A 22,204-nucleotide genomic window follows, 5' to 3' on the forward strand; every position below is an offset into this window, starting at 1 on the left:
ACTGTCCGATCGCCCCGCTCGCAAGTGCGGGGCGATCGGCGTTTCACCCGAGGTACTCCGCGAGTCCGTTCAGGGTAGCGGTGAGCTTCTTCTTGAACGTTCCCTGCAGCGCCTTGCCCACCACTCCGAACAACAACGGACTGGTCACCTCCAGCTCGAGGGTGACGGCAGAGCCGCTTCCGCGAGCGGCGCAGTTCATCGTGAGCCGGATCTTCGATCCAGTGGATCCGGCACCCACCAGGACCAGTACCTCCGGTGCACGCAGACTTTCGACCTGGAACTCGATGGTATCGGTGATGCTGGCGATCTTGATCTTCTCGACCATCGTCGACCCGACTTCGAGGTCCCTCGGGGGTGTCTCCACCCACTCCTCGTGCAGGGCATGCCACTTCTCGAAGGTGCTGACGTCGGACAGAGTTGCCCACACCTCGTTCTGAGAGACAGGCAGTTCCTGCGTCATGGTGATGTTCAGCATCCGGGTTCCTTCGCTCGACAACGGTGATTCACAACTACGCCACATCGTTGATCGGAAGTCAATATTGACCTAGAGTCAAATAGCGCTTACTTTCGAGAGACACGCCTCACATCCGTGGGGCCGAAACGAGAGAAAAGCCATGACGACGACCGAAGCGCTGCCTGTTGCGACCGCCACCGATGTGATTGCCAACCTTCGAGCTCTCGTACCCGACCTGAAGGCCGGAGCCGCCGAAAACGAGAAGGCACGATGCCTCTCCGAAGACACCGTCGACGCCCTCCGCCGCGCAGGCGCATTCCGAGTTGCAGCACCGGCGAAGTTCGGCGGACTCGAAACCGATCTGCGCACCATGCTCGACGTCTCGGCGATCATCGCCGAAGGTGACGCTGGTGCTTCCTGGGTCACCACCCTGTCCAACGTGAACAACTGGGCTGCAGGTCTTTACAGTGACGAGGCTCAGGCCGAGATCTACGCGAACGGACCGGACGCCGTCATTGCCGGCGTCGTCACCCCGGGCGGCACCGCCCGGAAGGTCGAGGGCGGCTACCGGCTGACCGGGACATGGCCCTACGCCTCGGCCAGCCTGCACTCGGAGTGGTTCACCGGCGGAATTATCATCAACGACGAAGACGGCGACATGCTGGACCAGGGCATGGCATTGCTGCCCCGCTCGGACTACCGCATCGACGACACCTGGTACGTAGCCGGCATGCGCGCTTCCGGCAGCAACACCGTTGTTGCAGAAGACGTGTTCGTCCCCGAACACCGCATGCTCTCGATGATTCCGGCGTTCAGCGGTGCCAACGTGGCAGAACGTACCGACTCCGCGTTCGCTCGCTCGGCCTTCGGCCCCATGCTCGTCATGGTGCTCATCGGACCGCAACTCGGAATGGGTCGTGCTGCAGTCGAGCTCGTCCGAACGAAGGCGTCACAGAAGGCCTTGGCCTACACGGTGTTCGACCGGCAGGCCGACTCGGTGGCCTTCCAGATGCTGCTCGCCGAAGCCGCATTGAAAGTCGACACTGCGCACCTGCACGCCTACCGCGCAGCAGAAGACGTCAAGCGTTGGGCCGAGGCCGGTGAGTACCCGGACCTGCTCTCCCGCGCCCGCGTTCGCGGCGACGCGGCCGTTGCGCTACGAAGCATCAACGAGGCACTGAACATGCTCGTCGACGCCACCGGTGCCGGAGCATTCGCCGAAGTGAATGCTTTGCAGCGCATTTGGCGTGACTCGAATGTCGGTGCTCGCCATGCCGTCATGCTGCCGCGAGTGTCGATCGAAACCTACGGCAAGGCGCTTCTCGGCTTCGATCTGCACGACCACATCACCCCGATCATCTGATGACGCCCTAGGCTGGTATCGAACCCTCGGTGACAACCGAACGGGTAGGCCCAGGCAGATTGGACATTCGGTGCCAGATCGTTCCGCCAAGCCGGTTGCCCGAGTCAACCGGGCCACCGCCCGAGCCGCCGAGACTCGGCAGCGACTCGTAGATGCAGCAGTCGGCCTGTTCGCGGAGGCCGACTACGACAAGGTCGCTGTCTCGGACATCGTGAAGTCGGCGGATGTGGCCCACGGCTTGCTGTTCCACTATTTCGGGAACAAGCGCGGCATCTACCTCGAGTCGTTGCGCGCCACTGCCTCGGCGATGTCGCAGGCGTTCGCAGACATTCCCGACTCGACACCCGACGTCCAGATACGAGCTGCTCTGACCAGCCATCTCGAGTACCTGCGTGTGCACCGCGGCCTCGCGCTCCGAATGGTGCTGGGCGGCAGAGGTGCCGATCCAGAAGCCTGGGAAGTATTCGAGAATGCCAGAACCGCAGTGCTGGAGGCGGCCGCCATTCAGCTCGGACTCGACGCGGACAACGCCGGCGTCAGACTCGTCGGGCACAGCATCGTCGCGGCAATCGACGGCGCGACGGCCCGATGGCTCGAACAGGACGTCCGCGTCGACGTCGAGCAGATGGTGGAGTGGCTGGTGCACCTCATCGTTGCGTGCCTGCGCACCGCACCGGTCCTGGATCCCACCCTCGATGTCGACGATGCAATCGAGACAATCCTCGGAACCGGCTAGCCCACTACTGTGTCGGCATGACGTGGCGATGGACACCGGGTTTGCTCATTGTCGCGATTACCGCGGTCACGTGCGGCTCACCGACGTCGCTCGGCCCATCCCGGCCTGTCGCAGAGATCGGATCAGCGGACGCATTCCAATGCGACGTCCCTTATCAAACGGACAGGCCGCGCTCGACGCAACCTCGACCTAGTGCAGGAACAGTGCCGGACGGATTCGTTCCTACAGCAGTAATCACGTGCGAGCCCAACGACCTGACCATTCCCGCCCTATCCATCACATACAGCGAGTATCGATGGGAGGGTGACGTCTCAACCGTTGTCAGGTCTCTGAACCAACCGGATGAACGCGCCCTGATGCCGGGCCTGTGCCCGACATACAGCGTGGCCGCGCCCACCCAAATGTGGCTGGTCGATACCTGGGGCCGCGCGGTGGAGCCGACCTTGCCGATCGGCGAATGCGGTGTGCCGAACGTCAGCGCAATCGCAGATATCCGGAAACTGGACCTGGTCAACGAGTTCGACCATTCGATACCGATTGTCGACCCTCAGCGCCTACGAGTGTCGAGCTGCTCGCCACACTTCGCCGATCCTGTCACTGGCACGACAGAAGGTACTGGGCTGACAATCGGCTACACCTACTGCTTGTTCGACGGATTCTCGTTCACACGATCGATCGATGAAATCCGCATTTCGATCGAGGTTCTACCCCGTGCCGCGCCGTGCTTCTCGGTTCCAACGCGTAAGGCCGTGACCACATATGTAAGTGGTGAGGCACTGGACGTTCGTACTTTGACCGTCGAGCTCGACGGCTGCCGACGCGTCATTCCCGACGGCTACGCGCCGCTTCAGGCGTCGGAGGAAATTCTGTCTGAATTTCGGTAGGGGCGGTGATGTGAAACCCCAGGCATCGGCCGAACGCGGCTCCTTTCTGGTAGACACGCCGTGTGCTCTCCTTTTCCCGTTCGATGTCTGCTGTCGTCTGCTGCCTCGCGGTAGCAGTGACAGCGGGGTGTGGCCCCGCCAACGATCCCGACACCACGCTCGGCGAAGCGACGACCACCACCGCCCAGGCCCCGCAGTACGACCTGACGGGCGTGCCGGGCACTGTTCTCGAATACGAGGACTTCGGTGAGCGATCCGCTGAACTCTCGAACACAGGCGCAACGCTGTATCGCTTCGTGTACGAGTCGACGTCGGGTGTCGACGGTTCCCCGACGGCGGTATCCGGTGTAGCGGCCGTTCCGGCGGGCACCGCACCCGAGGGCGGCTGGCCGATCGTCGTCTACGGGCACGGCACCACCGGCATACAGGCCGACTGCGGACCCACCCTGTATCCCGATCTGATCGGGTACCAATTCGCAGTGCAGGATTTCACCGCACTCGGGTACGTCACTGTGCTCCCCGACTACCAGGGCCTGGGCACCGGCGGTGGAACGCACCCGTACCTGGAACCGCGAACCACCGGCAACAACATGATCGACGCGGCCCGCGCAGTCCACAATGCGCTGCCCGAGACGTCCGCACGCTGGGCCGCAGTGGGCCTGTCGCAAGGTGGCCAAGCAGCCTGGGCTGCAAACGAACTCGCTGCCTCGTACGGCCAGGGGCTCGATCTCGTCGGCTCGGTATCGCTCTCACCACCGACCGATCTGACGCCTCTCGTTCGATCGGGTATGGACGGAACTCTCACCACACCGCAGAAGGAACTGTTGCCGTACTTGCTCTACGGCGCACAGCAAGTGGATCCCGCCATCGATCCGAAGGACTACAGCGGCAGCGTCGCCGAGGCCAACAACGAGCTGCTGCTCACCTGCCAGGGTGGAGACACGGACGGCAAGGCTCGGGCGGTCCAGGCAATGGCACCGGACGAGTTCGCCGCAGACTCGACAGAAGCGGAGCAGAAGCTCCTCGACGTCGTCGGACGCTACACATTGCCGCAAGTGAGGAGCGAGGTGCCGATGTTCGTGGCCTACGGTGCAAAGGACGATATCGTGTTACCCCAGTGGACTGCCGAGGGCGTCGAAAGGGCATGTGCCCTAGGCGATTCCATCGTAGCGCAGGAACAGCCCGAGCAAGGCCACGATGTCAGCGACGAAGCGGCCATGCAATTCCTGGCCGCCGTGTTCGCAGGCCAGTCGGTACCCAGCACATGCTGACGAGCGGCTCCGCGGTGGAGCGAATCACCCAGTACACCCACGACGGTCTGGTGTTCGACGTCATCGATCAGGGACCGCTGGACGGCCCGGTTGTGTTGCTGCTGCACGGTTTTCCCGAGCGAGCGTCGTCGTGGTCCGCAGTGATGGCGATCCTGAACGATGCCGGATTCCGTACTGTTGCACCGGATCAGCGCGGATACTCACCGCGCGCCCGGCCGACGCGGCGTCGCGACTATCGTGTGGGAGCACTGGTGGGCGATGTCGTCGCTCTCATCGACAGGATCGGGACTCCGGTTCATCTGGTGGGGCACGACTGGGGAGCGAACATCGCGTGGGTCACCGCAGGCCGACGACCCGACCTGGTGTTGTCGCTGACGGCATTCTCGGTTCCCCACCCCGGTGCGTTCATGACCGGCTTCTTCAACTCGAGGCAGATACTGCACTCCTGGTACTTCGCGTTCTTCCAGTTGCCGATACTTCCCGAGAAATGGATGACGCGGCCCGGCGAGAGAGCCGAAAAGTGGTACAGGGCAAGCGGCATGACCGAAGAGGACCTCGAACGCACGAAGACGGACATCGTCGACTACGGCGCGCTGCCCTTCGCCGTCACCTGGTACCGCGGACTGCCGTTCTCGAGCCCGGGCATCGGTCGACTGCGCATCACCGTGCCGACCTCGATGGTGTGGAGTGACGGCGACACCTTCATCGGCCGTGCTGCCATCGACACCACCCAGAGGTATGTCGATGCTGCGTACACGCTGACAGTGCTGCCCGGAATCTCGCATTGGATTCCGACGCAGGCCCCCGATGCCGCTGCCGCCGCGGTGATGCGGTTGAGTGCTCCCCATGGCACTTGACCGCACCACTGCCGCAGGCCTGCTCGCTGAGCTGGTCACGCAACGCACCGTGTCCGGAGACCCGGTGCCTCAGCGTTCCTCCATGGACGCCGTCGTCTCCGTGCTCTCGGCACGCACGACCGGCATTGCGGTCGAGGGAGATCGCGACGGCCCGCACCCGTGGCTGTTGATCACCAACGATGCGCCTCCAACGGCGGCGCGGCTGATGTTCGCCTGCCACGTCGATACCGTTCCGGCGGGCGATCTCTCGAACTGGCAGTTCGACCCGTTCGCCGCCGATATCGAGAACGGCGTGTTGCGTGGCCGAGGTACGTCCGACATGAAGGCCGGTATGGTGGCCGCCACGGCGGCCGTGCTCGAGGCCTTCGAAAACGGTGTTCCCGCAGCGCTGTTGCTCACCAGCGACGAGGAAATCGGATCGCTCGGCGCACTTGCCGCTCGTCACGCCGTGGCCGAATGTTCGGTGGGTGCGGTGGTGGTGCCCGAGGCGACAGGAAACCAGGTACATCTGGGCCATCGCGGTGCCTTGTGGGTCGATGTCACAACCAAAGGTATTGCTGCACATGGCAGTACACCGCAGCGGGGCGAGAGCGCAATCATGAAGCTCGTCGACGTCCTGGCACGGGCTCGCGACGAACTCCCGTTGTCGACGGATGCGTTCCTGGGCGCAGAGACGTTCAACGTCGGGATGATCGACGGCGGATCGGCCCCCAACATCGTTCCCGACACCGCACACGTCGTCGTCGACCATCGCACCGTCGGTGACGGCTCGACACTGCTGTCGTGGTGGCGCGATCAACCCGAGGTCGACCACGTCGAGGCACGAATCGACCTGCCCGGCGTGAGGACGGCAGGTGGAAGCAGCTGGGTCGACGAGCTACCGCACTCCGTTGCGCCAGAACCGGTCACGTACTTCACCGACGCATCCATCATCGCCGCGGCGGCTCCCGGTGCGCCGATCGTGGTGTGGGGACCGGGGACGCCGGCCCTGATGCATGCCGCCGACGAAACCGTCGCGCTCGAGGAACTCGACGCCGCCATCACCGCCTACACCGCAGTGACGCGCGCCTGGCCTACCGTCGACTGACGGACCACCAACTCCGGCTGCAGAGCGATGTGCGCGGTACCCGTCTCGTCGCTGTTCATCGCCTGATCCAACAGCCGAGTGGCCTCCGCCGCGATGCGTTCCTGCGGCTGCCGGACGGTCGTCAGAGGTGGATTGCTCAACGCCGAGAACGGAATGTCGTCGAACCCGGTCACCATGACATCAGCGGGAACCGACAAGCCCAGCGCCTGGCAACTCTGCAGCACGCCGAGTGCAATCAGATCGTCTGCACACACCACCGCGTCGGGACGTGAAGACGCGCCGAGCATCGACCGCGATGACTCACGTCCCCAGTCGATCGAGTAGTCGCCCAGCAGCGTCCACTCCTCTCGCGTCTCGATTCCCACTCTCTGCGCGTGACGGAAGAAGCCGGCCCGACGTAGCTCGGTCGACGAGTTGGTCAGCTCGGAACTGATGAAGGCTGCACTCCGAACACCCAGCGCAGCAAGATGATCCATGACCAGCGCCTGCGCAGCATCGTCGTCGACGCCGACCCAGTCGGTGTGGGTGTCGAGCGCGAAGCGGTCGAGTTGAACGACAGGAATGGCGCGGGCCGTGGTGCGCACTGCCTCTGCGGACCGTTCCCCGTGGCACGGGCTGATGATGATGCCGTCGACCTGACGCGAGACCAAGCTGCGCAACCTCTGCGCTTCGACCTCCGGATCGGATCGGGAATCGCACAGGAAGAGTTGCAGGCCACGCTGTGACAGCACGTGCTCGACGTTGACGACGAGCGAGGTGAAGAAGGGGTTGGCAATGCTCGGCACCACCATGCCGACCGTGTCCGTTCTGTTGCGGCGCAGCGAACTGGCAATGATGTTGCCCGAATATCCCAGATCCTCGGCCGCCTGCCGGATGGTGGCAGCAATGTCCTCCGAAACCGGACGTGAGCCCGACAATGCTCGAGACACCGTGGCCGTCGAGACACCTGCGCGCTCGGCAACGTCGCGAATGGTTGCTTTACGCATCCAACTCCTACTCTCACGTGAGGACCCGAGGTTATCGAACCGCGCAGTCGCTTGCGTTGCTGTTTACACAGTAGAGGTAATCGTTTACATAAACGACTCCGGAATTCCTTGACACGAATGGGTGTCGATCCCTTACGGTGCATACATGCGAGGTAATCGATTACATCGCCTCGCCCGACGATCACCCGAGGAGTTCCCTACGTGAGTACGTCCCTGTCGGACCAGCACCCCGAGCAATTGCTGGGAGTCTTCCCGACCAAGCCGTCGGCTCTGGCCGAGATCTTCACCTCGGCACCAGCGCTCATCGGTGCCATTCACCTGCCCGCTCTACCCGGCAGCCCGCATTACAAGGGTCAACCCATCTCCGAGATCTCGGCATTCGCCCTGGCCGAGGCACACGCGTACATCGACAACGGCTTCGACGGTGTCATCGTCGAGAACCATTGGGACATACCGTTCCTCAAGCCAGGTGAACACGGCTACGAAACCGCGGCCAGCATGGGCGTCGTCACGGCCTGCGTCGTCGGCGACTTCGGCAACCGCGTCGGCGTGAGCATCCTGTCCAATGCCGGCGAATGCGGCGTGGCCGCAGCCTGGGCCGCAGGCGCGAGCTTCGTACGCGTCAACCAGTGGGCCAACGCCTACATCGCCAATGAGGGATTCATCGAGGGCCAGGCCGCCAAGACCACCCGCTTCCGTCACCGCATCGGTGCCGATCCGGTCAAGATCTTCGCCGACGTGCACGTCAAGCACGGCGCACATGCCATCGTCGCGGACCGCACCATCGCCGAGCAGACCGAGGACGCAGAGTTCTTCGACGCCGACGTCCTCATCGCCACCGGCTCACGAACCGGAGATGCCGCCTCGGTCGACGAGGTCTCGGTGATCAAGAACAACACGACGCTCCCGGTCATCATCGGCTCCGGCATCACCGCCGCCAACGTGGGCGACCTCATGAAGGAATGCGACGGTGCCATCATCGCCTCCTCGGTGAAGGAGAACGCTCGCTGGTGGGGACGCGTCGCAGGCGAGAAGGTCCGCGCCGTGGCCCGCGCGGCAGGGAAATAGCGATGATCGTCTTCTTCGGCTACGCCAACAACGATGTGACGGTGCATGTTCCGCATGTTCCTGTCCTGGGCGAGCGAGTGCAGGCAACGGCCATCGACTCGATCGACGGCGGCATGAACGCAAACGCCGCGGTAGCCGCAGCCCGTATGGGTGCCCGCGTAGCCTTCGCTGGCGCAGTGGGCCCCGACGCCCGATCCACCGAGTTTCTCGCCGGGCTCGAGCACGACGGAGTCGACACCAGCTGGGCACCGCGTGACGCATTCCTCTCTACCGCAGTCGTTCTCATCGCCGACGGGGGCGACCGCTCTATCATCAGCCAAGACGACGCCAACGACGCACAACGACTGGCGACCGTCCTCGACACCCTTTCCATCGATGGCGGACGACTGTTCGTCGACGGCTACCGAGCAGAGATGCTCCCACCCGAACTACCCGACAACGTCAGCCTGGCCATCGACCTCGACGGCTGCGACGATCTCGACGCCGCACTGCGCGCTTTTGCCCTCGCCGATCACGTCATCGTCGGACGCAGTCTGTGGCAGAACAACTTCGGCATCGATGCCGAACGGTGGTCGATGCTGACCGCCCAGCACGACACCCACCTCGTCGTCACCGACGGCGAACACGGGTGGACATTGGTGACACCCTCGGGTGAGACGATCACCGAACCCGCAGTGTCGGTCGACGTCGTCGATGCAGTCGGCGCCGGAGACTGCTTCTGCGGCACCTACATCGCCTTCGTCGACGCAGGCGAACCTCCCGCTCGCGCAGCCCGACTCGCCGGAGCTTCGGCAGCTCTCGCCTGCGCGACGGCCGGACCACGCGGATGCCCCAGCATCACCGAACTCAACGAATTCACCGCCACCCTCGCTACTGTCGATCTTCAGGAGATCCGATGATCAAACGCGCACTTCCCCTCGTCCTCGGCGCAGCACTCGCCCTCGGTCTCACCTCGTGCGATTCCGCCTCCACCACCGACACGGCGGGCGGCACCGACGCATCCGCGTCGTCCATTCCGGATCCGTCCCGAGTCGCCGACACATGCGACGGCAAGAACGGCAGCCTCAAGGTCGGTCTGGTCACGATCAACCTGCAGGCACTGTTCTTCAACCAGATCAACAACGCCGCCCAGAAGGTGGCCGACGAAGCCGGGGTCGATCTCCAGATCATCAGCGGAAACGATGATTCCGTCACGCAGGCCAACGCGTTCGACAACCTCATCGCCTCCGGTGTCGACGCCATCATCGTCGACGCCATCGACACCGACGGCATCAAGCCATCCGTCGCCAAGGCCGCCGCAGCCGGTATCCCGGTGGTCGCCGTCGACGCCACCATCGACGCCGCGGGCGTCTCCACCCAGGTCGGCACCGCGAACGCCGAGGGTGGCGCTCAGATCGGCAACACCCTCACCGAACTCGCGAACAACACCGGGACCGTCGGCATCGTCGGTGCGCTCAACAGCACCATCCAGCTCGAGCGTCAGAAGGGATTCACCGACACCGTCTCCGCTGCAGGCATGACCGTCGGGACCGTTGTCGACGGTCGCAACATCCAGGAGAACGCGCAGACCGCCGCGGAAAATCTGCTCACCGGCAACCCGGACATGGAGTACGTCTATGCCACCGGTGAACCGGCACTCATCGGGCTGGTCGCCGCAGTGAACAGCCAGAGCGCACAGGACCGCATCAAGGCCGTCGGCTGGGACCTGTCGGATCAGGCAGTCTCGGCACTGCAGGCCGGCTGGCTCGAAGGCGTCGTGCAGCAGAACACCTTCGAGTTCGGTTACGAAGCAATGAATGCCGCCATCGACCTCGGCTGCGGACGCACCGCACCTGCGGACATCCCGGTCCCCACGCAGATCGTCACCCCCGCCAACGTGGGCGACTACATGTACTACCTGGAGAAGTAGGGCCATGGCACAACAAGATCCGACTGCGCCACTGATCGAACTGTCGGGAATCACCAAATCGTACGGCCCGGTGAAATCGCTGCGCGGAGTCGATCTTCGGCTCGCGCGCGGCGAGGTACTCGGGGTCGTCGGAGACAACGGCGCCGGCAAGTCGACGCTCATGAAAATCCTTGCCGGCGCCGTTCAACACGACGGTGGTGAGATGAGAGTCAACGGAGAACCGGTTCGCTTCTCGACGCCACTCGATGCACAACAGCAGAAGATCGGCATCGTCTATCAGGACCTGGCACTGTGCGACACCCTCGACGTCGCCAGCAACCTGTTCCTCGGGCGCGAACCCCGCAAGGGACCGTTTCTGGACCGGCACGGTATGCACGAGCGCGCTGCCGAAATCCTGGCGGACCTGCATGTGAAAGTGAAGTCGACGTACCAGGAGATCGGGCAGCTCTCGGGCGGGCAGCGGCAGACCGTCGCGATCGCCCGCGCCGTGTCGTTCCGCCCCGACGTGTTGATCCTCGACGAGCCAACGGCTGCACTGGCCGTCGCCGAGGTGGAGTCGGTGTTGAAACTCATCACCGACGTGGCGGCTCAGGGCGTCGGAGTCATCCTGGTGACGCACCGGCTGCAGGATCTGTTCCGGGTGTGCGACCGCATCACCGTCATGTACGAGGGGCAGAGCGTGGACGACGTACCGATCGGTGACCTCAACATCGAATCGCTCGTCGGACTGATCACACGCACTCCGGTTCCCCAGCGTTCACCGTCCTCGCCGGAAGGCCGACCATGATCACACTCGACAAGAACGCGCAGCCCAGCGTCGCCAAACTCGCTGCGCGCCCATCACTGTGGCAACAGACCAACAAGCCGACACTGGCCATGCTGGCTGTCACCGTCGCGGTGGCCATCGTCTTCTCGGTCACCACGTCCTCGTTCCTGACGTTCACCAACATCTCCAACCTCGCGACGCAGATCGCACCGGTCCTGATCATCGCCGTCGCCATGACATTCGTGATCACCACCGGCCAGATCGACCTCTCGGTGGGAGCAACCGTCGCCTTCGTCGCCGCGATGAGTGCAGAGCTCATCCAGGCAGGCATGGACTCCTCGGTGGTGTTCATCGCGGCCCCGCTGATGGGAGCGGCTTGGGGCCTGGTCAACGGTTGGCTTGCTGCCTACCAGGGCATTCCACCGTTCATCGTCACCCTCGCCACGCTGTCCATCATCCGCGGAATTGCGCTCTACCGCACCGAAGGGTTCTCCGTCCCCATCACCCCGGGCACCGCGTTCGCGAAGCTCGGTACTGCGTCCTGGTTGGGATTCTCGGCAAGTGCGTGGATCGCGTTGGCCGTGGTGATCATCGGTGCAATTGCCCTCAACCGCACCCGCTTCGGCCGCTACGTCACCGGAATCGGTTCCAACGTGGAGTCCGTTCGACGCTCCGGCGTCAACACTCGCCGCGTGCTGATGATGACGCTGGTGTTCACCGGCCTGGCCGCCGGCATCGCCGGCCTACTCATCGCGGCACGGCTCGGCTCGGGATCGGCCAACTCCGCCAACGGTTTCGAGCTGACCGTCATCACCGCGGTGGTGCTCGGCGGTACCAATCTGTTCGGTGGACGAGGAACGGTGGTCGGCACCGTGATCGGTGCGGTCCTCACCGGCATCATCGCCAACGGCCTGACCCTGCTGGGCGTCAGCCCGTTCCTCACCCCGATCATCACCGGAATCGTTCTGCTCGTCGCCATCTGGATCAACATGCGTGGGCACTCACTGGCGTCGCTGTTCAAGCACTTGCAGAGCGCTCCGGGCAAGCAGTGATCGTCAGGACGGTCACGGGGCCGGTCGACTCCAGCGAACTGGGGCTGGTGCTGCCACACGAGCACCTGCACAACGACGCCTCCGTGGCGTACTCGGAGTCGCCCGACCCCGCTGTGGCACAGGCTCTCTCCGGACCGATCTCGGCTCGAGATGCCTGGCTGCTGCACGACAATCCCTATCACAGCGCCGACAACTGTCGGATCGACGACGCGACAGCCGTGTTGGCAGACCTGAAAACCTTCGCCGATCACGGTGGAACGACCGTCGTCGATCTGACGCCGCCCGGAATCGGTCGTCGGCCCGAGATTCTGGAACGGTACTCCCGCGAATCGGGCGTCCGCGTCGTCATGGGCTCGGGCTGGTACCTCGAGGCCACGCACCCGGCCGAGGTCGCGTCGCTCGGCGTCGACCAGCTCGCGTCGGGACTCATTGCCGAGTTCACCGCGGACGACGGACCGCGGCCCGGGGTGATCGGCGAGATCGGCGTCTCGCCGTCGTTCACCGCCGCCGAACAGAAAGCGCTGCGCGCCGCATGCGTTGCCCAACGAGAAGTCGATGTACCACTGTTCGTTCATCTTCCGGGCTGGCAGCGGCGTGGGCACGAAGTGCTCGACATCGTCATCGAGGAGATGGGTGTCGACCCGAGTGCTGTGGTGCTCTGCCACATGGATCCGTCGGGCAACGATCCCGATTACCAATGCGCTCTGGGTGATCGCGGGGTGTATCTCGAATTCGACATGATCGGCATGCCCTTCGAGTTCCCGGGCGAGGGACAGTCTCCGTCGCCCGCCGAAACCGCCTTCGCGGTCGCCGGTCTCATCGGCGGAGGGTACCGACAGCAATTGCTCCTCAGTCACGACCTGTTCCTCAAGTCGATGCTCCGCGCATTCGGCGGCAACGGTTTGGCCTACGTACCAATCGCTTTCGCAACCCGACTCGTGCGCAGCGGAATCGATCCACAGCACGTTTCCTCGCTGATGCGAGACAACCCCAGGTCGCTCTTCGAGAGCGCCGGAAAAGGATAGAGAACCACCATGGGTAAGAAAGTTCTGATCGCCGGTGAAAGCTGGATGACCACCTCGACCCACGTCAAAGGCGTCGACGAATTCACTGTGCACTCCTACGTCGAAGGCGTCGGACCGCTCAAGGATGCCCTGATCTCCCGCGGACACGACGTGGTGCACATGCCGGCGCACCTGGTGCCGACCCAGTTTCCCGGCAGCGCAGACGCCCTGTCCGCCTACGACGTCATCGTGCTCTCCGACATCGGTGCCAACTCGATTCAGCTCGCGCCCAGCGTCTTCGACCGGTTTCAGGCGGGCGAGGATCGATTGGTCGAGCTCCGGAACTGGGTGCACGACGGCGGTGCACTGCTGATGATCGGCGGGTACCTCTCGTTCTCCGGATTCCAGGCCCGAGCAGCGTTTCGGCAGACGGCACTCGCAGAAGCGCTGCCGGTGACGATGCTCGCCGAAGACGATCGCGTGGAGACACCCGGCGGCATGATCCCCGTGGTCGTCGACGGCACGCACCCCACCGTGAGCGCCAGCGGTACCGAGTGGCCGGCTCTACTCGGCTACAACCGCGTGATCGCCAAGGACGGAGTCGCCGTACCCGCCACGATCAACGGCGATCCGCTCGTCGCTGCGGGCACCTACGGTAAGGGCCGCTCGGCAGTCTTCACCTCCGATTGCTCGCCGCACTGGGCACCGCCGGAATTCTGCGAGCAATGGCTCGGATACACCGATCTGTTCGACGGCCTGATCACCTGGCTGTCCGAACAATGAGTCGATCCACCGAACTGACTGCGCGGCAACATCGCAACCTCGTTGCCGCGCAGCAGGCCAGTTTCATCACCGACTCGATCGGCGGCACACTGCGCGACGACGACTTTCGGCGTTACCTGGTGATCGAGGAAGCGTTCGTGCTCACGGCCGTACGCATCCTGGGACTCGTGGTTGCAGAGTCCGAGTCCTTGGACGACGCAACCGATCACGTGATGTCGCTGTCCAACCTCGTCGGTGAACAGCGCGAATACTTCGCGGGACTGCGCGAGCAGTTTCCGTACGACGGCGATGTGCGCGAGTTGATCGAGAGCTCATCGATTCTGTCCGACTACGCACTGGGGCTCGCCCGTCGAGACGGAAGGGCTGCGGCTCTGGTGGCCATGTTCGCCGCCGAGACCCTGTACCTGTCCTGGTGTCGCGCAGCACTTGATGCGTCGGTCGATCGCGAACCGGCGCTGCAGGAGTGGATAGAAATGCACACCCGCCCCGCCTTCGTGGCACAGGTCGACGCATTGGCCCGCGAGGTCGACGCCATGGACGGTGTGGACGACGCAACGCTGGACGCGTGGTTCGCCGACATGCTCGCCGCCGAGACCGAGTTCCACAACGCGGCGATGCACTAGTGCCTGCGGCAGTGGTGTGGCAAGGCCTGCGGGTCGTTCCGCAGGCTCCACTCCCATGTGCCGCCTGGGGCACTCAACCACACCACTGCTTCGGCATTACAGGCGCTCGACGATGGTTGCGTTCGAGAGACCACCCGCCTCGCACATCACCTGCAACCCGAATCGCTGTTCGCGCTCGGCGAGTGCGTGGACCATGGTCGTCATGATGCGTGCACCACTGCCGCCGAGGGGATGACCGATGGCGATGGCTCCGCCGTTGACGTTGACCTTGTTCAGGTCCGCGCCGGTCTCCTTCGCCCATGCGAGCACCACCGAAGCGAAGGCCTCGTTCACCTCGAACAGGTCGATGTCGTTCACGGTCAGCCCCGCTTTGGCGAGCACCTTCTTCGTCGCCGGGATGACCGCGGTGAGCATCATCAGCGGATCGTCGCCGACCACCGCGAAGCTGTGCAGCCTGGCCATCGGGCTGAGGCCGAGCTGTCGAGCCTTGTCGCTGGTCGTGATCATGACAGCTGCACTACCGTCGTTGACCTGACTTGCGTTGCCCGCGGTGATGTTCCACCCGATTTCCGGGAATCGCTGCGCCATGGCGTCGCTGTAGTAGGCCGGTCGCAGTCCGGCCAAGGTCTCCAGCCTGGATCCGGTGCGGATTCCCTCGTCGCGATCGAGCCCACGAATAGCGCTGATCTCCCGCTTGAAACGTCCCTCTTCGGTGGCTGCGGCAGCCTTCGCATGGCTCAACAAGGCGAACTCGTCCATCTCGGTGCGGCTGATACCCCACCTCGCCGCAATCAGTTCGGCACTGATTCCCTGCGGCACCAGACCTTCCGGATACCTCTCGGTGAAACCGACACCTGACGGATCCTCGGTTCCGACCAGGTTCGAGCCCATCGGAATGCGGCTCATCGACTCCGAACCGGTAGCCACAGCCAGATCGTAAGCACCGGAGATGACGCCCTGAGCGGCGAAATGTATTGCCTGCTGGCTACTTCCACACTGCCGGTCGACGGTGGTTGCGGGCACCGATTCCGGATAGCCGGCCGCCAGCGCCGCGCGCCGAGTCATGTTCGACGCCTGATCCCCTACCGCGGTGACGACTCCGCCGATGACGTCGTCGATCTGGTTCGGGTCTATCCCGCTGCGCTGCACTACTTCCCGCAGGCTGTGAGCCATCAGGTCGACTGGATGCTCGGGATGCAACGTGCCGTTCGCTTTGCCCCGCCCGACCGGGGTTCTGACTGCCTCGACGATGACTGCGTCTCTCATGACGGCTCCTTGTCCGATCGATCCGTTCCTATCGGATCGCTGACACCACGGTACGAGCTGGCTTTAGTCTTGTAAAGCCAGTAGGATCGTGACATGCCACTCCACATGGACGGCCCACTGTCCGACCTCGACACCTGGACAGCCGGCGACCGATGCTCCATTGCACGCGCCTTGTCCGTGGTCGGCACGCGATCGACCATGCTGATCCTGCGCGAGGCCTTCTACGGAACCACCCGCTTCGACGACTTCAGCCGACGCGTCGGCATCACCGACGCCAGCAGTGCGGCCCGCCTCAAAGAGCTGGTGGAGGTTGGCATCTTCGTCAAACAGCCCTACCGACCGGACAAGGGCAGAACGCGCTACGAATACGTTTTGACGAGGATGGGCGAGGATCTGCTGCCCGTCGTACTCGGATTGATGCAGTGGGGCGACCAGTACCTGCAAGACGACGACGGGCCGCTCGACGTCGTCGATTCACACGGCGAGCCCGTGCGCGTGCGGGTCACCGACGACAGTGGTTCCGAAGTGCCGATCAACGAGTTGCGAGTACGCATGCAATAGGTCCCGACGACACAGGACCCTTCGCCGACGCACGCACAGGTGCCTTGCTCGGGTCACACCGCCTCGACGGCGAGTGCGACTCCGATACCGATGAACAACACCCCGGCCACACGGCTCCAGGACGTCGAGTTCGACGAACCGCCGGCCAAGCGGCCCACAGCGGCGGTGACCACTGCCCAAACCGCCAATCCGATTGCCACATCGACGATTCCGAGTAGACCGATCTGCAGGGGAAGTGCTCCGTAGGCATCGACGAACTGCGGCAGGAGCGCGACGAAGAACAGCACGGCTTTGGGATTGAGCAGATTCGTCACCAGACCCATGCGAAACCAATGCACGTCGGACGCCGCACTCCCCTCCGACGAAGTCTGCCGCAGCGCCGAGATGCCCAGCCACACCAGGTACAGACCTCCGAGGATCTGAATGATGTTCAGCGCGGTCGGCGATCGAGAGATGAGCAGCGACAGCCCCACCACCGCTGCAACCATGTGCACGCACAGTCCGGTCTGCGCGCCGAGGCCCGCTCGCCACCCCGCGGCGCGGCTGCTCGCTGCCGCTCGGGCCACCACCGCGAAGTCAGGACCGGGTATCGCGTAGGCCAGGAGCACCACGCCGAGGAACGGTAACCATCGGATATCCGTCATTGCCTCGACGGTATCTGATGCTTTTCGATACGTAAACCATTAGAGTCGGGTTATGGATTGGAACTGGGTCGGCGACCACTTCGCACTCGACGTGGTCAACACCGTGCAGTTGCAGCGCGGTGCCTACGCCGAATTGATCGACTCGGTCGCCGACCTGCAAGACTGGGCCGAACTGCAGGGCGCGCGAGTGCCCGAGGCCATCCCCGACGATGCCGACATCGACACGTTCAAGGTGACGCGCGATCACATGCTGTCGCTACTGCGGGCGGTGGCGTCGAACATGGATGTTCCGCGGGAAAGCGTCGAACACATCGATGAGATTGCCCGACGCCATCCGGTGACCCGACGGCTCGATCTCGGCGACGGCGGTGGCGTCGGAGATGTTGTGGGAACCGATGATCCGATCGAATCACTCTGCGCGCGTGGGGCGTCCGCCGTCATCGATCTACTCAACGGGTCGGATCGCGCACGGCTGGCCTTGTGTGACGCTCCGCGATGCGGTCAACTGTTTCTGCAGGATCGGCCCAATCAGCAATGGTGTTGCAGCGCATGCGGGAATCGCGCGCGTGCGGCACGACACCACGCAAAGGAGAAGCGCGGATCATGAACATTTCGGTACGCCAGGTGGTACTCGACTGCACCGACGCCCGCCAACTCGCCGAGTTCTATCGGCAACTCCTGGGATTCGAGTACGTTCCCGGCGACGCCGAAACGATCGACCCGGACTGGCTCGCCATCAACGCACCCGACGGCTCGTGGCGCATCGCGTTTCAGCAGATCGACGCTCTTCCCGAAGCGACATGGCCGGACGGCGAACACCCGCAGATGGCGCACCTCGATTTCATGGTGAGCACCGTGGCGGAACTCGACGAAGAACACTCGCGTGCAATGGAACTGGGCGCGCGCTTGCTGCGGGACCTACACGACGATCCGGAAGAACCGATCCGAATCTACGCCGATCCGGCCGGCCACCCCTTCTGCATCTTCGTAGGGGCCTGAACCCGGCACACATCTACGCCCCTCGTCGGAATCCACACCCCCCGCACGGGGCGTGGATTCCCAAACGGGGCGTCAATCCCGACACACCAACACATCGCGGCACAGGACCTGAACTCAGCCCAATTGCACCGTTGCCGTAGCGCGGTGACCGAAGATTCGCTTGCCCTCGAATGTCGCACCGATGGACACCACAGCGGTTCGAGTCGCCTCGTCCTTCGACTTGATCTTGCCGCTGAAGACGATTTCGGCCGGCTTGTGCGTGTCCACCGGGATCGGGGTGGTGAAGCGAACGGTGTAATCCTTGACGGCACCCGGATCGCCGAGCCACTCGCTGATGTATCCGCCGCCGACGCCCATCGTGAGCATGCCGTGCGCCAGGACGTTCTCGAGGTCGATCATCTTGGCGAACTTCTCGTCCCAGTGAATCGGATTCGCATCACCCGCGACGCCGGCATAGTTCACCAGATCTCCACGAGTCAATCGCACGGTGCGCGTGGGCAACTCATCGCCGACGCTCACCTCGTCGAACGTCCGCGTCGGCTGCCCCCGGTACTCCTCGACGATGAGCGGCTCGTGCTCCTGAGGGGTGGACAGGGTGTCGTGCTCACTCGCGTTGGCGACTGCTGCGTCCATCGACGCGCCGAACATCACCAGGTTGCGGGCGGCGTCGGCGATGGCCGGGTCGATTTCACCGGACCGTCCGACGAGCAGGGTGGTGTAGGTGGTCTGCACCAGTTCGTTCTTCTGGTTGGACACGACGTTCTTGGTGACCATCATGTCTCTGCCCATGACCGTCTTGAAGGAGTCGAGCGAGACGTCGCACGTCAGCTGATCGCCGGCCAGGATGGGCTTCTGAAAGACCAGCACCTGGTCGGTCTGCAGAATCTGGCTCAGGTCGTAGCCCTCGGCGATGGACTCGAGGAGCTTCTTCTGTGCGAGCGTGCCGACCAAGGACATGAATGTCAGAGGTGCAACCAGAGCGCTGTGTCCCAGCGCGGCCGCGGCATCGCCGTCCCAGTGCGCGGGGTGGAAGTCCTGGACCGCGCGGGCGTACTCACGAATCTTCTCGCGACCCACCTCGTAGTAGTCCTCGGTGCGGTAGTGATAACCGACCATGCTCCGCGCGTGCTCCGCCGGGTCGAATGCCTGTTCGTCGGCTGCTACCGCGCCGGACTCCGCTACCTGCTCTGCCACTGTTGTCCCACCGTCTCGTCCCCTGCTGTTCATCATTACCCGAGCAACCTACCCAACAACGGCGCAGGTTGGCCAGGCTGGGGCATTCAAGCAGAACGGTGTCGCGGCGCGTCGCGATAGCCCACCATGCCCACCATGGCACCCTGCTGAGACAACCCACCGGCTCGGCTCATCGCCCCACGCGGATGGTGTTGACGCGACGCAACGACGTCGACGGCCATCAGCGCAGCGCCGTGAGCAGTGAGTGACTCCGGATTTGCGGGCGCGATCACCGGCAACATCAGATCGCGGCGAAACAGCCGGCGAAGCGACGGAAGGTTGGCGCAGCCACCGACCATCACCAACGCGTTCACGGCACAGGGCGCATCGACTATGACACTGGCAACCCAATCCTCGAGCGAACCGATGCTGCGCTCGAGTACATCGTCGAAGGTGTTGCGCCACAATCGGACCGGCCCACCGACGAACGGGCCATCGACCTCGGCCACCCGCAACCTGGACAATTGTTCCCGAGCCGTGCGAATGGCGACCATCAGGTCCGCTCGCGCGCGATCGGACGTCAACTCGTGGGCACCGAACGTAGAGAGCAAGTAACGCGAAATCTGCTCATCACAACCGATGCCACCGAACAGCGTGGTGCGCACCGAACTGAACACTCTGCCGGTGGCCGGGTCCGCGATCGACATCGTGGTGCCGGACGCTCCGATGTCGCAGATCGCGACAGTTCGTGCGCCCTCGAGCTGACCCGTGCCTCGCAAGTACCGCAGCTGAGCACCGAGCTCCGACGCGACCAGCAGGCGATCGGCCTCGTATGTGGAGTACGCCGACGTCCGGCCACGGGCCCCGGGATCGTCGGGGACGGCCAAGACGATGTCTGCTCGCTCGACCATCTGATCGCGCGACATCGACTCGACCAGATCGAGGGCGACCTGGAGATGGTCGCCGGGGTCGAACGAGTGCACGATGTGGGCCGACCGGACGGATTCGTCGAACGCATCGACGGCGACCCCTCGGGCAGTGGCTGAACCCACCGAGACACCAAGGACTGTTCTCATGTTCCCTCGACTCGAATAGCTACTCCGACCAGCCGATAGTAGCCCTCGAACCGCCCTCTGGACAGTAAAACAGCGAACTATGTGAACTTCCGGTTTGTTTCGGCCGATTCTTCATGCCGCCGGGCGGAATCCGACAGCGTCAGGCGACATGATCGAAGGGATCACGGCGGTCGGCCAACAACGGTCCCCAGTCCTCCTGCGCCGACATCATGGCCGCGCCGGCGACACCGTTGGCCGAGTCCAGACCGCGGGCGGCGGCCACAATGGAACGGGCCGACTGCACCAGAGACACATCGAAACGAAAGCTGTGCGCCGCCAACTCCGCGAACGCATCCTCGGGACTACAGCCACGCAGCGCGATGAGAACACCCACTGCCCTGTCGATCGTCGTGCGGGTCACCACTTCTACTGCGGCACTGTCGGTCATCGGATACTCACCGTCTACTGGTCGATCACCCGATGGTAGCGAGGCTCGAGCAGAAGTTCAGGTGTCGAAGTGGAATTCACACACCCGTCATAAGAAGGACTTGTCCGAGTATCAAACCCGCTCGCTCACAAGGGAACAGCACGTTTCGGATCACTCGACCCGTTCCACCGTCGGTTCCGCGGAAGGCTCCTCCGGGGTGGACGTGGGCTCGGTTGTCACCGGAACCTCTTCGGTGGTCGTGGGCGGATCCGTGTCCGGAACCTCGGGCTCGGGTTCCGGTTCCGGCTCGGGCTGTGGCTTCGGATCCTTGGTCGGAGTTCGCCCGCCGCCCGGCTCGTCACCGTCGGAGGCGTCGGACGAGTTGCCGCCTCCACCGACGATCGCTCGGTCGGGCTGTCCGCCGCCCGAACCACCGGTGCCCGACGCCGTGTCCGCTACCGGAGTCGGAACAGCGCCCGCCGGTGGTGGTTCGCTCCACACGCCGACCGGCACCGGCCCGAACGGGGGTGCCTCGATGCCCTGCGCATCCGCGGAAGGAAGAGTCGACGAACCGAGAGGCGCGCCCGTGGTACCGGCCACCACTGTCGCAGACGACGGCGTCTCGGCGACGACAACGGCGTCTGCGGTACCGACCGCGGGACTCTGCTCCGGGCCGGTCGCCGCCAGTGCCCAGACCGTCGCACCGCTGAGCGCGGCCAGTATTGCGATACCCAAGCCGATCATCGTCAGCCGAGCACCGCGCGGAGTGCCCGTCCGATCACCACCGGAAGGACCCCCGACGTCCTCACCCGCGTCGAGCTCGTCCGCCGACAGCTCGCCCCGCCAGGCGGCAGGGCCGGTCGCGGTACCGAAGAGTGCGGCTGCGACTGTGAACGGAACCTCGGCGTCCAACCGCGGATCTCCGGCATCCACCACCCCGACATCGCGAACAGCATGGGCGACCAAGGCGGCGCGAACGATTCCGCAGAGCGCGATGCTGTCGCAGACCACCGCGGAACCGACGATGTGCAGATCGTTCTGGGCTGCCTGCACCCTCATGATTCCGAGCATCGTGGTGACGGCGTCACCGACACCGCCGGGAGCTGCGGCAACAGAAACAGTGCGGGTGGAAATTGGCCCGAGTTCGGGCAGATCGGCCTCGACCAGGACAGCCGACACTTCTTCGACACCGACGTGTACGCCGAGCGCTATGGACATGATCGTCGACTCCCCCGA

The 22,204-nt window shown here is 64.1% G+C and carries 25 protein-coding genes; 17 read left to right on the forward strand and 8 right to left on the reverse strand.

Translation table 11 applies throughout. The annotated features are described in order from the left end of the window. Positions 1–43 precede the first annotated feature (43 nt). A complete protein-coding gene (locus BH93_RS24835) occupies positions 44–475 on the reverse strand; it encodes a type II toxin-antitoxin system Rv0910 family toxin (protein ID WP_037173174.1) in 432 nt (143 codons plus the stop codon). A 139-nt stretch (positions 476–614) separates the two neighbouring features. Here BH93_RS24835 and BH93_RS24840 point away from each other — a divergent pair, with 139 nt between their 5' ends. The 6 genes from BH93_RS24840 to BH93_RS24860 all read left to right on the forward strand — a co-directional run bounded on the left by BH93_RS24840 (position 615) and on the right by BH93_RS24860 (position 6,652). After that, positions 615–1,817 carry an oxidoreductase gene (locus BH93_RS24840; protein WP_037173176.1) on the forward strand — a complete coding sequence of 401 codons (1,203 nt, stop codon included), beginning with the start codon at positions 615–617 and terminating at the stop codon, positions 1,815–1,817. 70 nt (positions 1,818–1,887) lie between these two features. Further along, positions 1,888–2,553 carry a TetR/AcrR family transcriptional regulator gene (locus BH93_RS24845; RefSeq protein WP_037173178.1) on the forward strand — a complete coding sequence of 222 codons (666 nt, stop codon included), beginning with the start codon at positions 1,888–1,890 and terminating at the stop codon, positions 2,551–2,553. Between the two features lie 749 nt (positions 2,554–3,302). Further along, on the forward strand, positions 3,303–3,437 hold the full coding sequence (locus BH93_RS28175; protein WP_277950837.1) for a hypothetical protein: 135 nt from the start codon (positions 3,303–3,305) through the stop codon (positions 3,435–3,437). Positions 3,438–3,499: 62 nt separating this feature from the next. Continuing rightward, positions 3,500–4,708, forward strand: a complete 1,209-nt coding sequence (locus BH93_RS24850) for a lipase family protein (RefSeq protein ID WP_080739006.1) — start codon at positions 3,500–3,502, stop codon at positions 4,706–4,708. Beyond that, positions 4,702–5,565 carry an alpha/beta fold hydrolase gene (locus tag BH93_RS24855; RefSeq protein WP_037173180.1) on the forward strand — a complete coding sequence of 288 codons (864 nt, stop codon included), beginning with the start codon at positions 4,702–4,704 and terminating at the stop codon, positions 5,563–5,565. The genes BH93_RS24850 and BH93_RS24855 overlap by 7 nt, the downstream gene beginning before the upstream one ends. Then, positions 5,555–6,652 carry a M20 family metallopeptidase gene (locus tag BH93_RS24860; protein ID WP_037173541.1) on the forward strand — a complete coding sequence of 366 codons (1,098 nt, stop codon included), beginning with the start codon at positions 5,555–5,557 and terminating at the stop codon, positions 6,650–6,652. Before BH93_RS24855 ends, BH93_RS24860 begins: the two co-directional genes overlap by 11 nt. Here the strand turns inward: BH93_RS24860 and BH93_RS24865 are convergent. After that, positions 6,613–7,638 (reverse strand): LacI family DNA-binding transcriptional regulator, encoded by a 1,026-nt coding sequence (locus BH93_RS24865; protein WP_032377610.1) that lies wholly within the window; start codon positions 7,636–7,638, stop codon positions 6,613–6,615. The two genes, BH93_RS24860 and BH93_RS24865, sit on opposite strands and share 40 nt — an antisense overlap. 201 nt (positions 7,639–7,839) lie before the next feature. Between BH93_RS24865 and BH93_RS24870 the strand changes: the two genes are divergently transcribed. From BH93_RS24870 to BH93_RS24905, 8 genes are read left to right on the forward strand one after another with little or no spacing between them, the layout of a single operon-like run. Further along, positions 7,840–8,706 (forward strand): BtpA/SgcQ family protein, encoded by an 867-nt coding sequence (locus BH93_RS24870; protein ID WP_242459065.1) that lies wholly within the window; start codon positions 7,840–7,842, stop codon positions 8,704–8,706. A 2-nt stretch (positions 8,707–8,708) separates the two neighbouring features. Continuing rightward, the gene (locus BH93_RS24875; protein WP_037173183.1) at positions 8,709–9,605 is read left to right on the forward strand and encodes a carbohydrate kinase family protein; all 897 of its coding nucleotides are present in this window, start codon (positions 8,709–8,711) and stop codon (positions 9,603–9,605) included. Beyond that, the gene (locus BH93_RS24880) at positions 9,602–10,615 is read left to right on the forward strand and encodes a substrate-binding domain-containing protein (protein WP_037173185.1); all 1,014 of its coding nucleotides are present in this window, start codon (positions 9,602–9,604) and stop codon (positions 10,613–10,615) included. Before BH93_RS24875 ends, BH93_RS24880 begins: the two co-directional genes overlap by 4 nt. Before the next feature lie 4 nt (positions 10,616–10,619). After that, positions 10,620–11,402, forward strand: a complete 783-nt coding sequence (locus tag BH93_RS24885) for an ATP-binding cassette domain-containing protein (RefSeq protein WP_037147221.1) — start codon at positions 10,620–10,622, stop codon at positions 11,400–11,402. Then, positions 11,399–12,433: an ABC transporter permease gene (locus BH93_RS24890; RefSeq protein WP_037173187.1), complete on the forward strand. Its 1,035-nt coding sequence runs from the start codon at positions 11,399–11,401 to the stop codon at positions 12,431–12,433. The genes BH93_RS24885 and BH93_RS24890 overlap by 4 nt, the downstream gene beginning before the upstream one ends. Beyond that, positions 12,430–13,458 carry a phosphotriesterase family protein gene (locus BH93_RS24895; RefSeq protein WP_037173188.1) on the forward strand — a complete coding sequence of 343 codons (1,029 nt, stop codon included), beginning with the start codon at positions 12,430–12,432 and terminating at the stop codon, positions 13,456–13,458. The genes BH93_RS24890 and BH93_RS24895 overlap by 4 nt, the downstream gene beginning before the upstream one ends. A 9-nt stretch (positions 13,459–13,467) precedes the next feature. Then, complete coding sequence (locus BH93_RS24900) at positions 13,468–14,220, forward strand: glutamine amidotransferase (protein ID WP_037173190.1); 753 nt, start codon at positions 13,468–13,470, stop codon at positions 14,218–14,220. Continuing rightward, positions 14,217–14,843: a TenA family protein gene (locus BH93_RS24905; RefSeq protein WP_037173191.1), complete on the forward strand. Its 627-nt coding sequence runs from the start codon at positions 14,217–14,219 to the stop codon at positions 14,841–14,843. Before BH93_RS24900 ends, BH93_RS24905 begins: the two co-directional genes overlap by 4 nt. Positions 14,844–14,939: 96 nt before the next feature. On the opposite strand, the gene BH93_RS24910 is transcribed toward BH93_RS24905, so the two are convergent. Beyond that, complete coding sequence (locus BH93_RS24910) at positions 14,940–16,109, reverse strand: thiolase family protein (protein WP_037173194.1); 1,170 nt, start codon at positions 16,107–16,109, stop codon at positions 14,940–14,942. A gap of 93 nt (positions 16,110–16,202) precedes the next feature. Between BH93_RS24910 and BH93_RS24915 the strand changes: the two genes are divergently transcribed. After that, positions 16,203–16,670, forward strand: coding sequence for a winged helix-turn-helix transcriptional regulator (locus tag BH93_RS24915; protein WP_155290919.1), 468 nt, complete (start codon positions 16,203–16,205; stop codon positions 16,668–16,670). 53 nt (positions 16,671–16,723) lie between these two features. Here BH93_RS24915 and BH93_RS24920 read toward each other — a convergent pair whose 3' ends face one another. Further along, positions 16,724–17,314: a LysE family translocator gene (locus tag BH93_RS24920; RefSeq protein ID WP_037173198.1), complete on the reverse strand. Its 591-nt coding sequence runs from the start codon at positions 17,312–17,314 to the stop codon at positions 16,724–16,726. Positions 17,315–17,366: 52 nt separating this feature from the next. Here BH93_RS24920 and BH93_RS24925 point away from each other — a divergent pair, with 52 nt between their 5' ends. Together BH93_RS24925 and BH93_RS24930 are read left to right on the forward strand one after the other, a co-directional pair. Further along, positions 17,367–17,921 carry a CGNR zinc finger domain-containing protein gene (locus BH93_RS24925; protein ID WP_052065028.1) on the forward strand — a complete coding sequence of 185 codons (555 nt, stop codon included), beginning with the start codon at positions 17,367–17,369 and terminating at the stop codon, positions 17,919–17,921. Then, on the forward strand, positions 17,918–18,313 hold the full coding sequence (locus tag BH93_RS24930; protein WP_037173199.1) for a VOC family protein: 396 nt from the start codon (positions 17,918–17,920) through the stop codon (positions 18,311–18,313). Before BH93_RS24925 ends, BH93_RS24930 begins: the two co-directional genes overlap by 4 nt. Before the next feature lie 114 nt (positions 18,314–18,427). Here BH93_RS24930 and BH93_RS24935 read toward each other — a convergent pair whose 3' ends face one another. The 4 genes from BH93_RS24935 to BH93_RS24950 form a co-directional block, all read right to left on the reverse strand. Next, the gene (locus BH93_RS24935) at positions 18,428–19,543 is read right to left on the reverse strand and encodes a fused (3R)-hydroxyacyl-ACP dehydratase subunits HadA/HadB (protein WP_080739007.1); all 1,116 of its coding nucleotides are present in this window, start codon (positions 19,541–19,543) and stop codon (positions 18,428–18,430) included. Between the two features lie 50 nt (positions 19,544–19,593). Continuing rightward, positions 19,594–20,562 (reverse strand): Hsp70 family protein, encoded by a 969-nt coding sequence (locus tag BH93_RS24940; RefSeq protein WP_037173203.1) that lies wholly within the window; start codon positions 20,560–20,562, stop codon positions 19,594–19,596. Positions 20,563–20,701: 139 nt separating this feature from the next. Further along, positions 20,702–20,989 (reverse strand): ANTAR domain-containing protein, encoded by a 288-nt coding sequence (locus BH93_RS24945; protein ID WP_037173205.1) that lies wholly within the window; start codon positions 20,987–20,989, stop codon positions 20,702–20,704. 150 nt (positions 20,990–21,139) lie between these two features. Further along, a complete protein-coding gene (locus BH93_RS24950; RefSeq protein ID WP_052065030.1) occupies positions 21,140–22,186 on the reverse strand; it encodes a hypothetical protein in 1,047 nt (348 codons plus the stop codon). Positions 22,187–22,204 lie beyond the last annotated feature (18 nt).

It is taken from the genome of Rhodococcoides fascians A25f, from assembly GCF_000760935.2.
Taxonomy (GTDB): Bacteria; Actinomycetota; Actinomycetes; order Mycobacteriales; family Mycobacteriaceae; genus Rhodococcoides.

What these genes read in the sequence shown, in the direction of transcription:
- BH93_RS24835 (WP_037173174.1), bottom strand. Translation starts at nt 475, where the DNA reads ATGCTGAACATCACCATGACGCAGGAACTGCCTGTCTCTCAGAACGAG.
- BH93_RS24840 (WP_037173176.1), top strand. Translation starts at nt 615, where the DNA reads ATGACGACGACCGAAGCGCTGCCTGTTGCGACCGCCACCGATGTGATT.
- BH93_RS24855 (WP_037173180.1), top strand. Translation starts at nt 4,702, where the DNA reads ATGCTGACGAGCGGCTCCGCGGTGGAGCGAATCACCCAGTACACCCAC.
- BH93_RS24860 (WP_037173541.1), top strand. Translation starts at nt 5,555, where the DNA reads ATGGCACTTGACCGCACCACTGCCGCAGGCCTGCTCGCTGAGCTGGTC.
- BH93_RS24865 (WP_032377610.1), bottom strand. Translation starts at nt 7,638, where the DNA reads ATGCGTAAAGCAACCATTCGCGACGTTGCCGAGCGCGCAGGTGTCTCG.
- BH93_RS24875 (WP_037173183.1), top strand. Translation starts at nt 8,709, where the DNA reads ATGATCGTCTTCTTCGGCTACGCCAACAACGATGTGACGGTGCATGTT.
- BH93_RS24880 (WP_037173185.1), top strand. Translation starts at nt 9,602, where the DNA reads ATGATCAAACGCGCACTTCCCCTCGTCCTCGGCGCAGCACTCGCCCTC.
- BH93_RS24885 (WP_037147221.1), top strand. Translation starts at nt 10,620, where the DNA reads ATGGCACAACAAGATCCGACTGCGCCACTGATCGAACTGTCGGGAATC.
- BH93_RS24890 (WP_037173187.1), top strand. Translation starts at nt 11,399, where the DNA reads ATGATCACACTCGACAAGAACGCGCAGCCCAGCGTCGCCAAACTCGCT.
- BH93_RS24900 (WP_037173190.1), top strand. Translation starts at nt 13,468, where the DNA reads ATGGGTAAGAAAGTTCTGATCGCCGGTGAAAGCTGGATGACCACCTCG.
- BH93_RS24905 (WP_037173191.1), top strand. Translation starts at nt 14,217, where the DNA reads ATGAGTCGATCCACCGAACTGACTGCGCGGCAACATCGCAACCTCGTT.
- BH93_RS24910 (WP_037173194.1), bottom strand. Translation starts at nt 16,109, where the DNA reads ATGAGAGACGCAGTCATCGTCGAGGCAGTCAGAACCCCGGTCGGGCGG.
- BH93_RS24915 (WP_155290919.1), top strand. Translation starts at nt 16,203, where the DNA reads ATGCCACTCCACATGGACGGCCCACTGTCCGACCTCGACACCTGGACA.
- BH93_RS24920 (WP_037173198.1), bottom strand. Translation starts at nt 17,314, where the DNA reads ATGACGGATATCCGATGGTTACCGTTCCTCGGCGTGGTGCTCCTGGCC.
- BH93_RS24925 (WP_052065028.1), top strand. Translation starts at nt 17,367, where the DNA reads ATGGATTGGAACTGGGTCGGCGACCACTTCGCACTCGACGTGGTCAAC.
- BH93_RS24930 (WP_037173199.1), top strand. Translation starts at nt 17,918, where the DNA reads ATGAACATTTCGGTACGCCAGGTGGTACTCGACTGCACCGACGCCCGC.
- BH93_RS24935 (WP_080739007.1), bottom strand. Translation starts at nt 19,543, where the DNA reads ATGATGAACAGCAGGGGACGAGACGGTGGGACAACAGTGGCAGAGCAG.
- BH93_RS24940 (WP_037173203.1), bottom strand. Translation starts at nt 20,562, where the DNA reads ATGAGAACAGTCCTTGGTGTCTCGGTGGGTTCAGCCACTGCCCGAGGG.
- BH93_RS24945 (WP_037173205.1), bottom strand. Translation starts at nt 20,989, where the DNA reads ATGACCGACAGTGCCGCAGTAGAAGTGGTGACCCGCACGACGATCGAC.
- BH93_RS24950 (WP_052065030.1), bottom strand. Translation starts at nt 22,186, where the DNA reads ATGTCCATAGCGCTCGGCGTACACGTCGGTGTCGAAGAAGTGTCGGCT.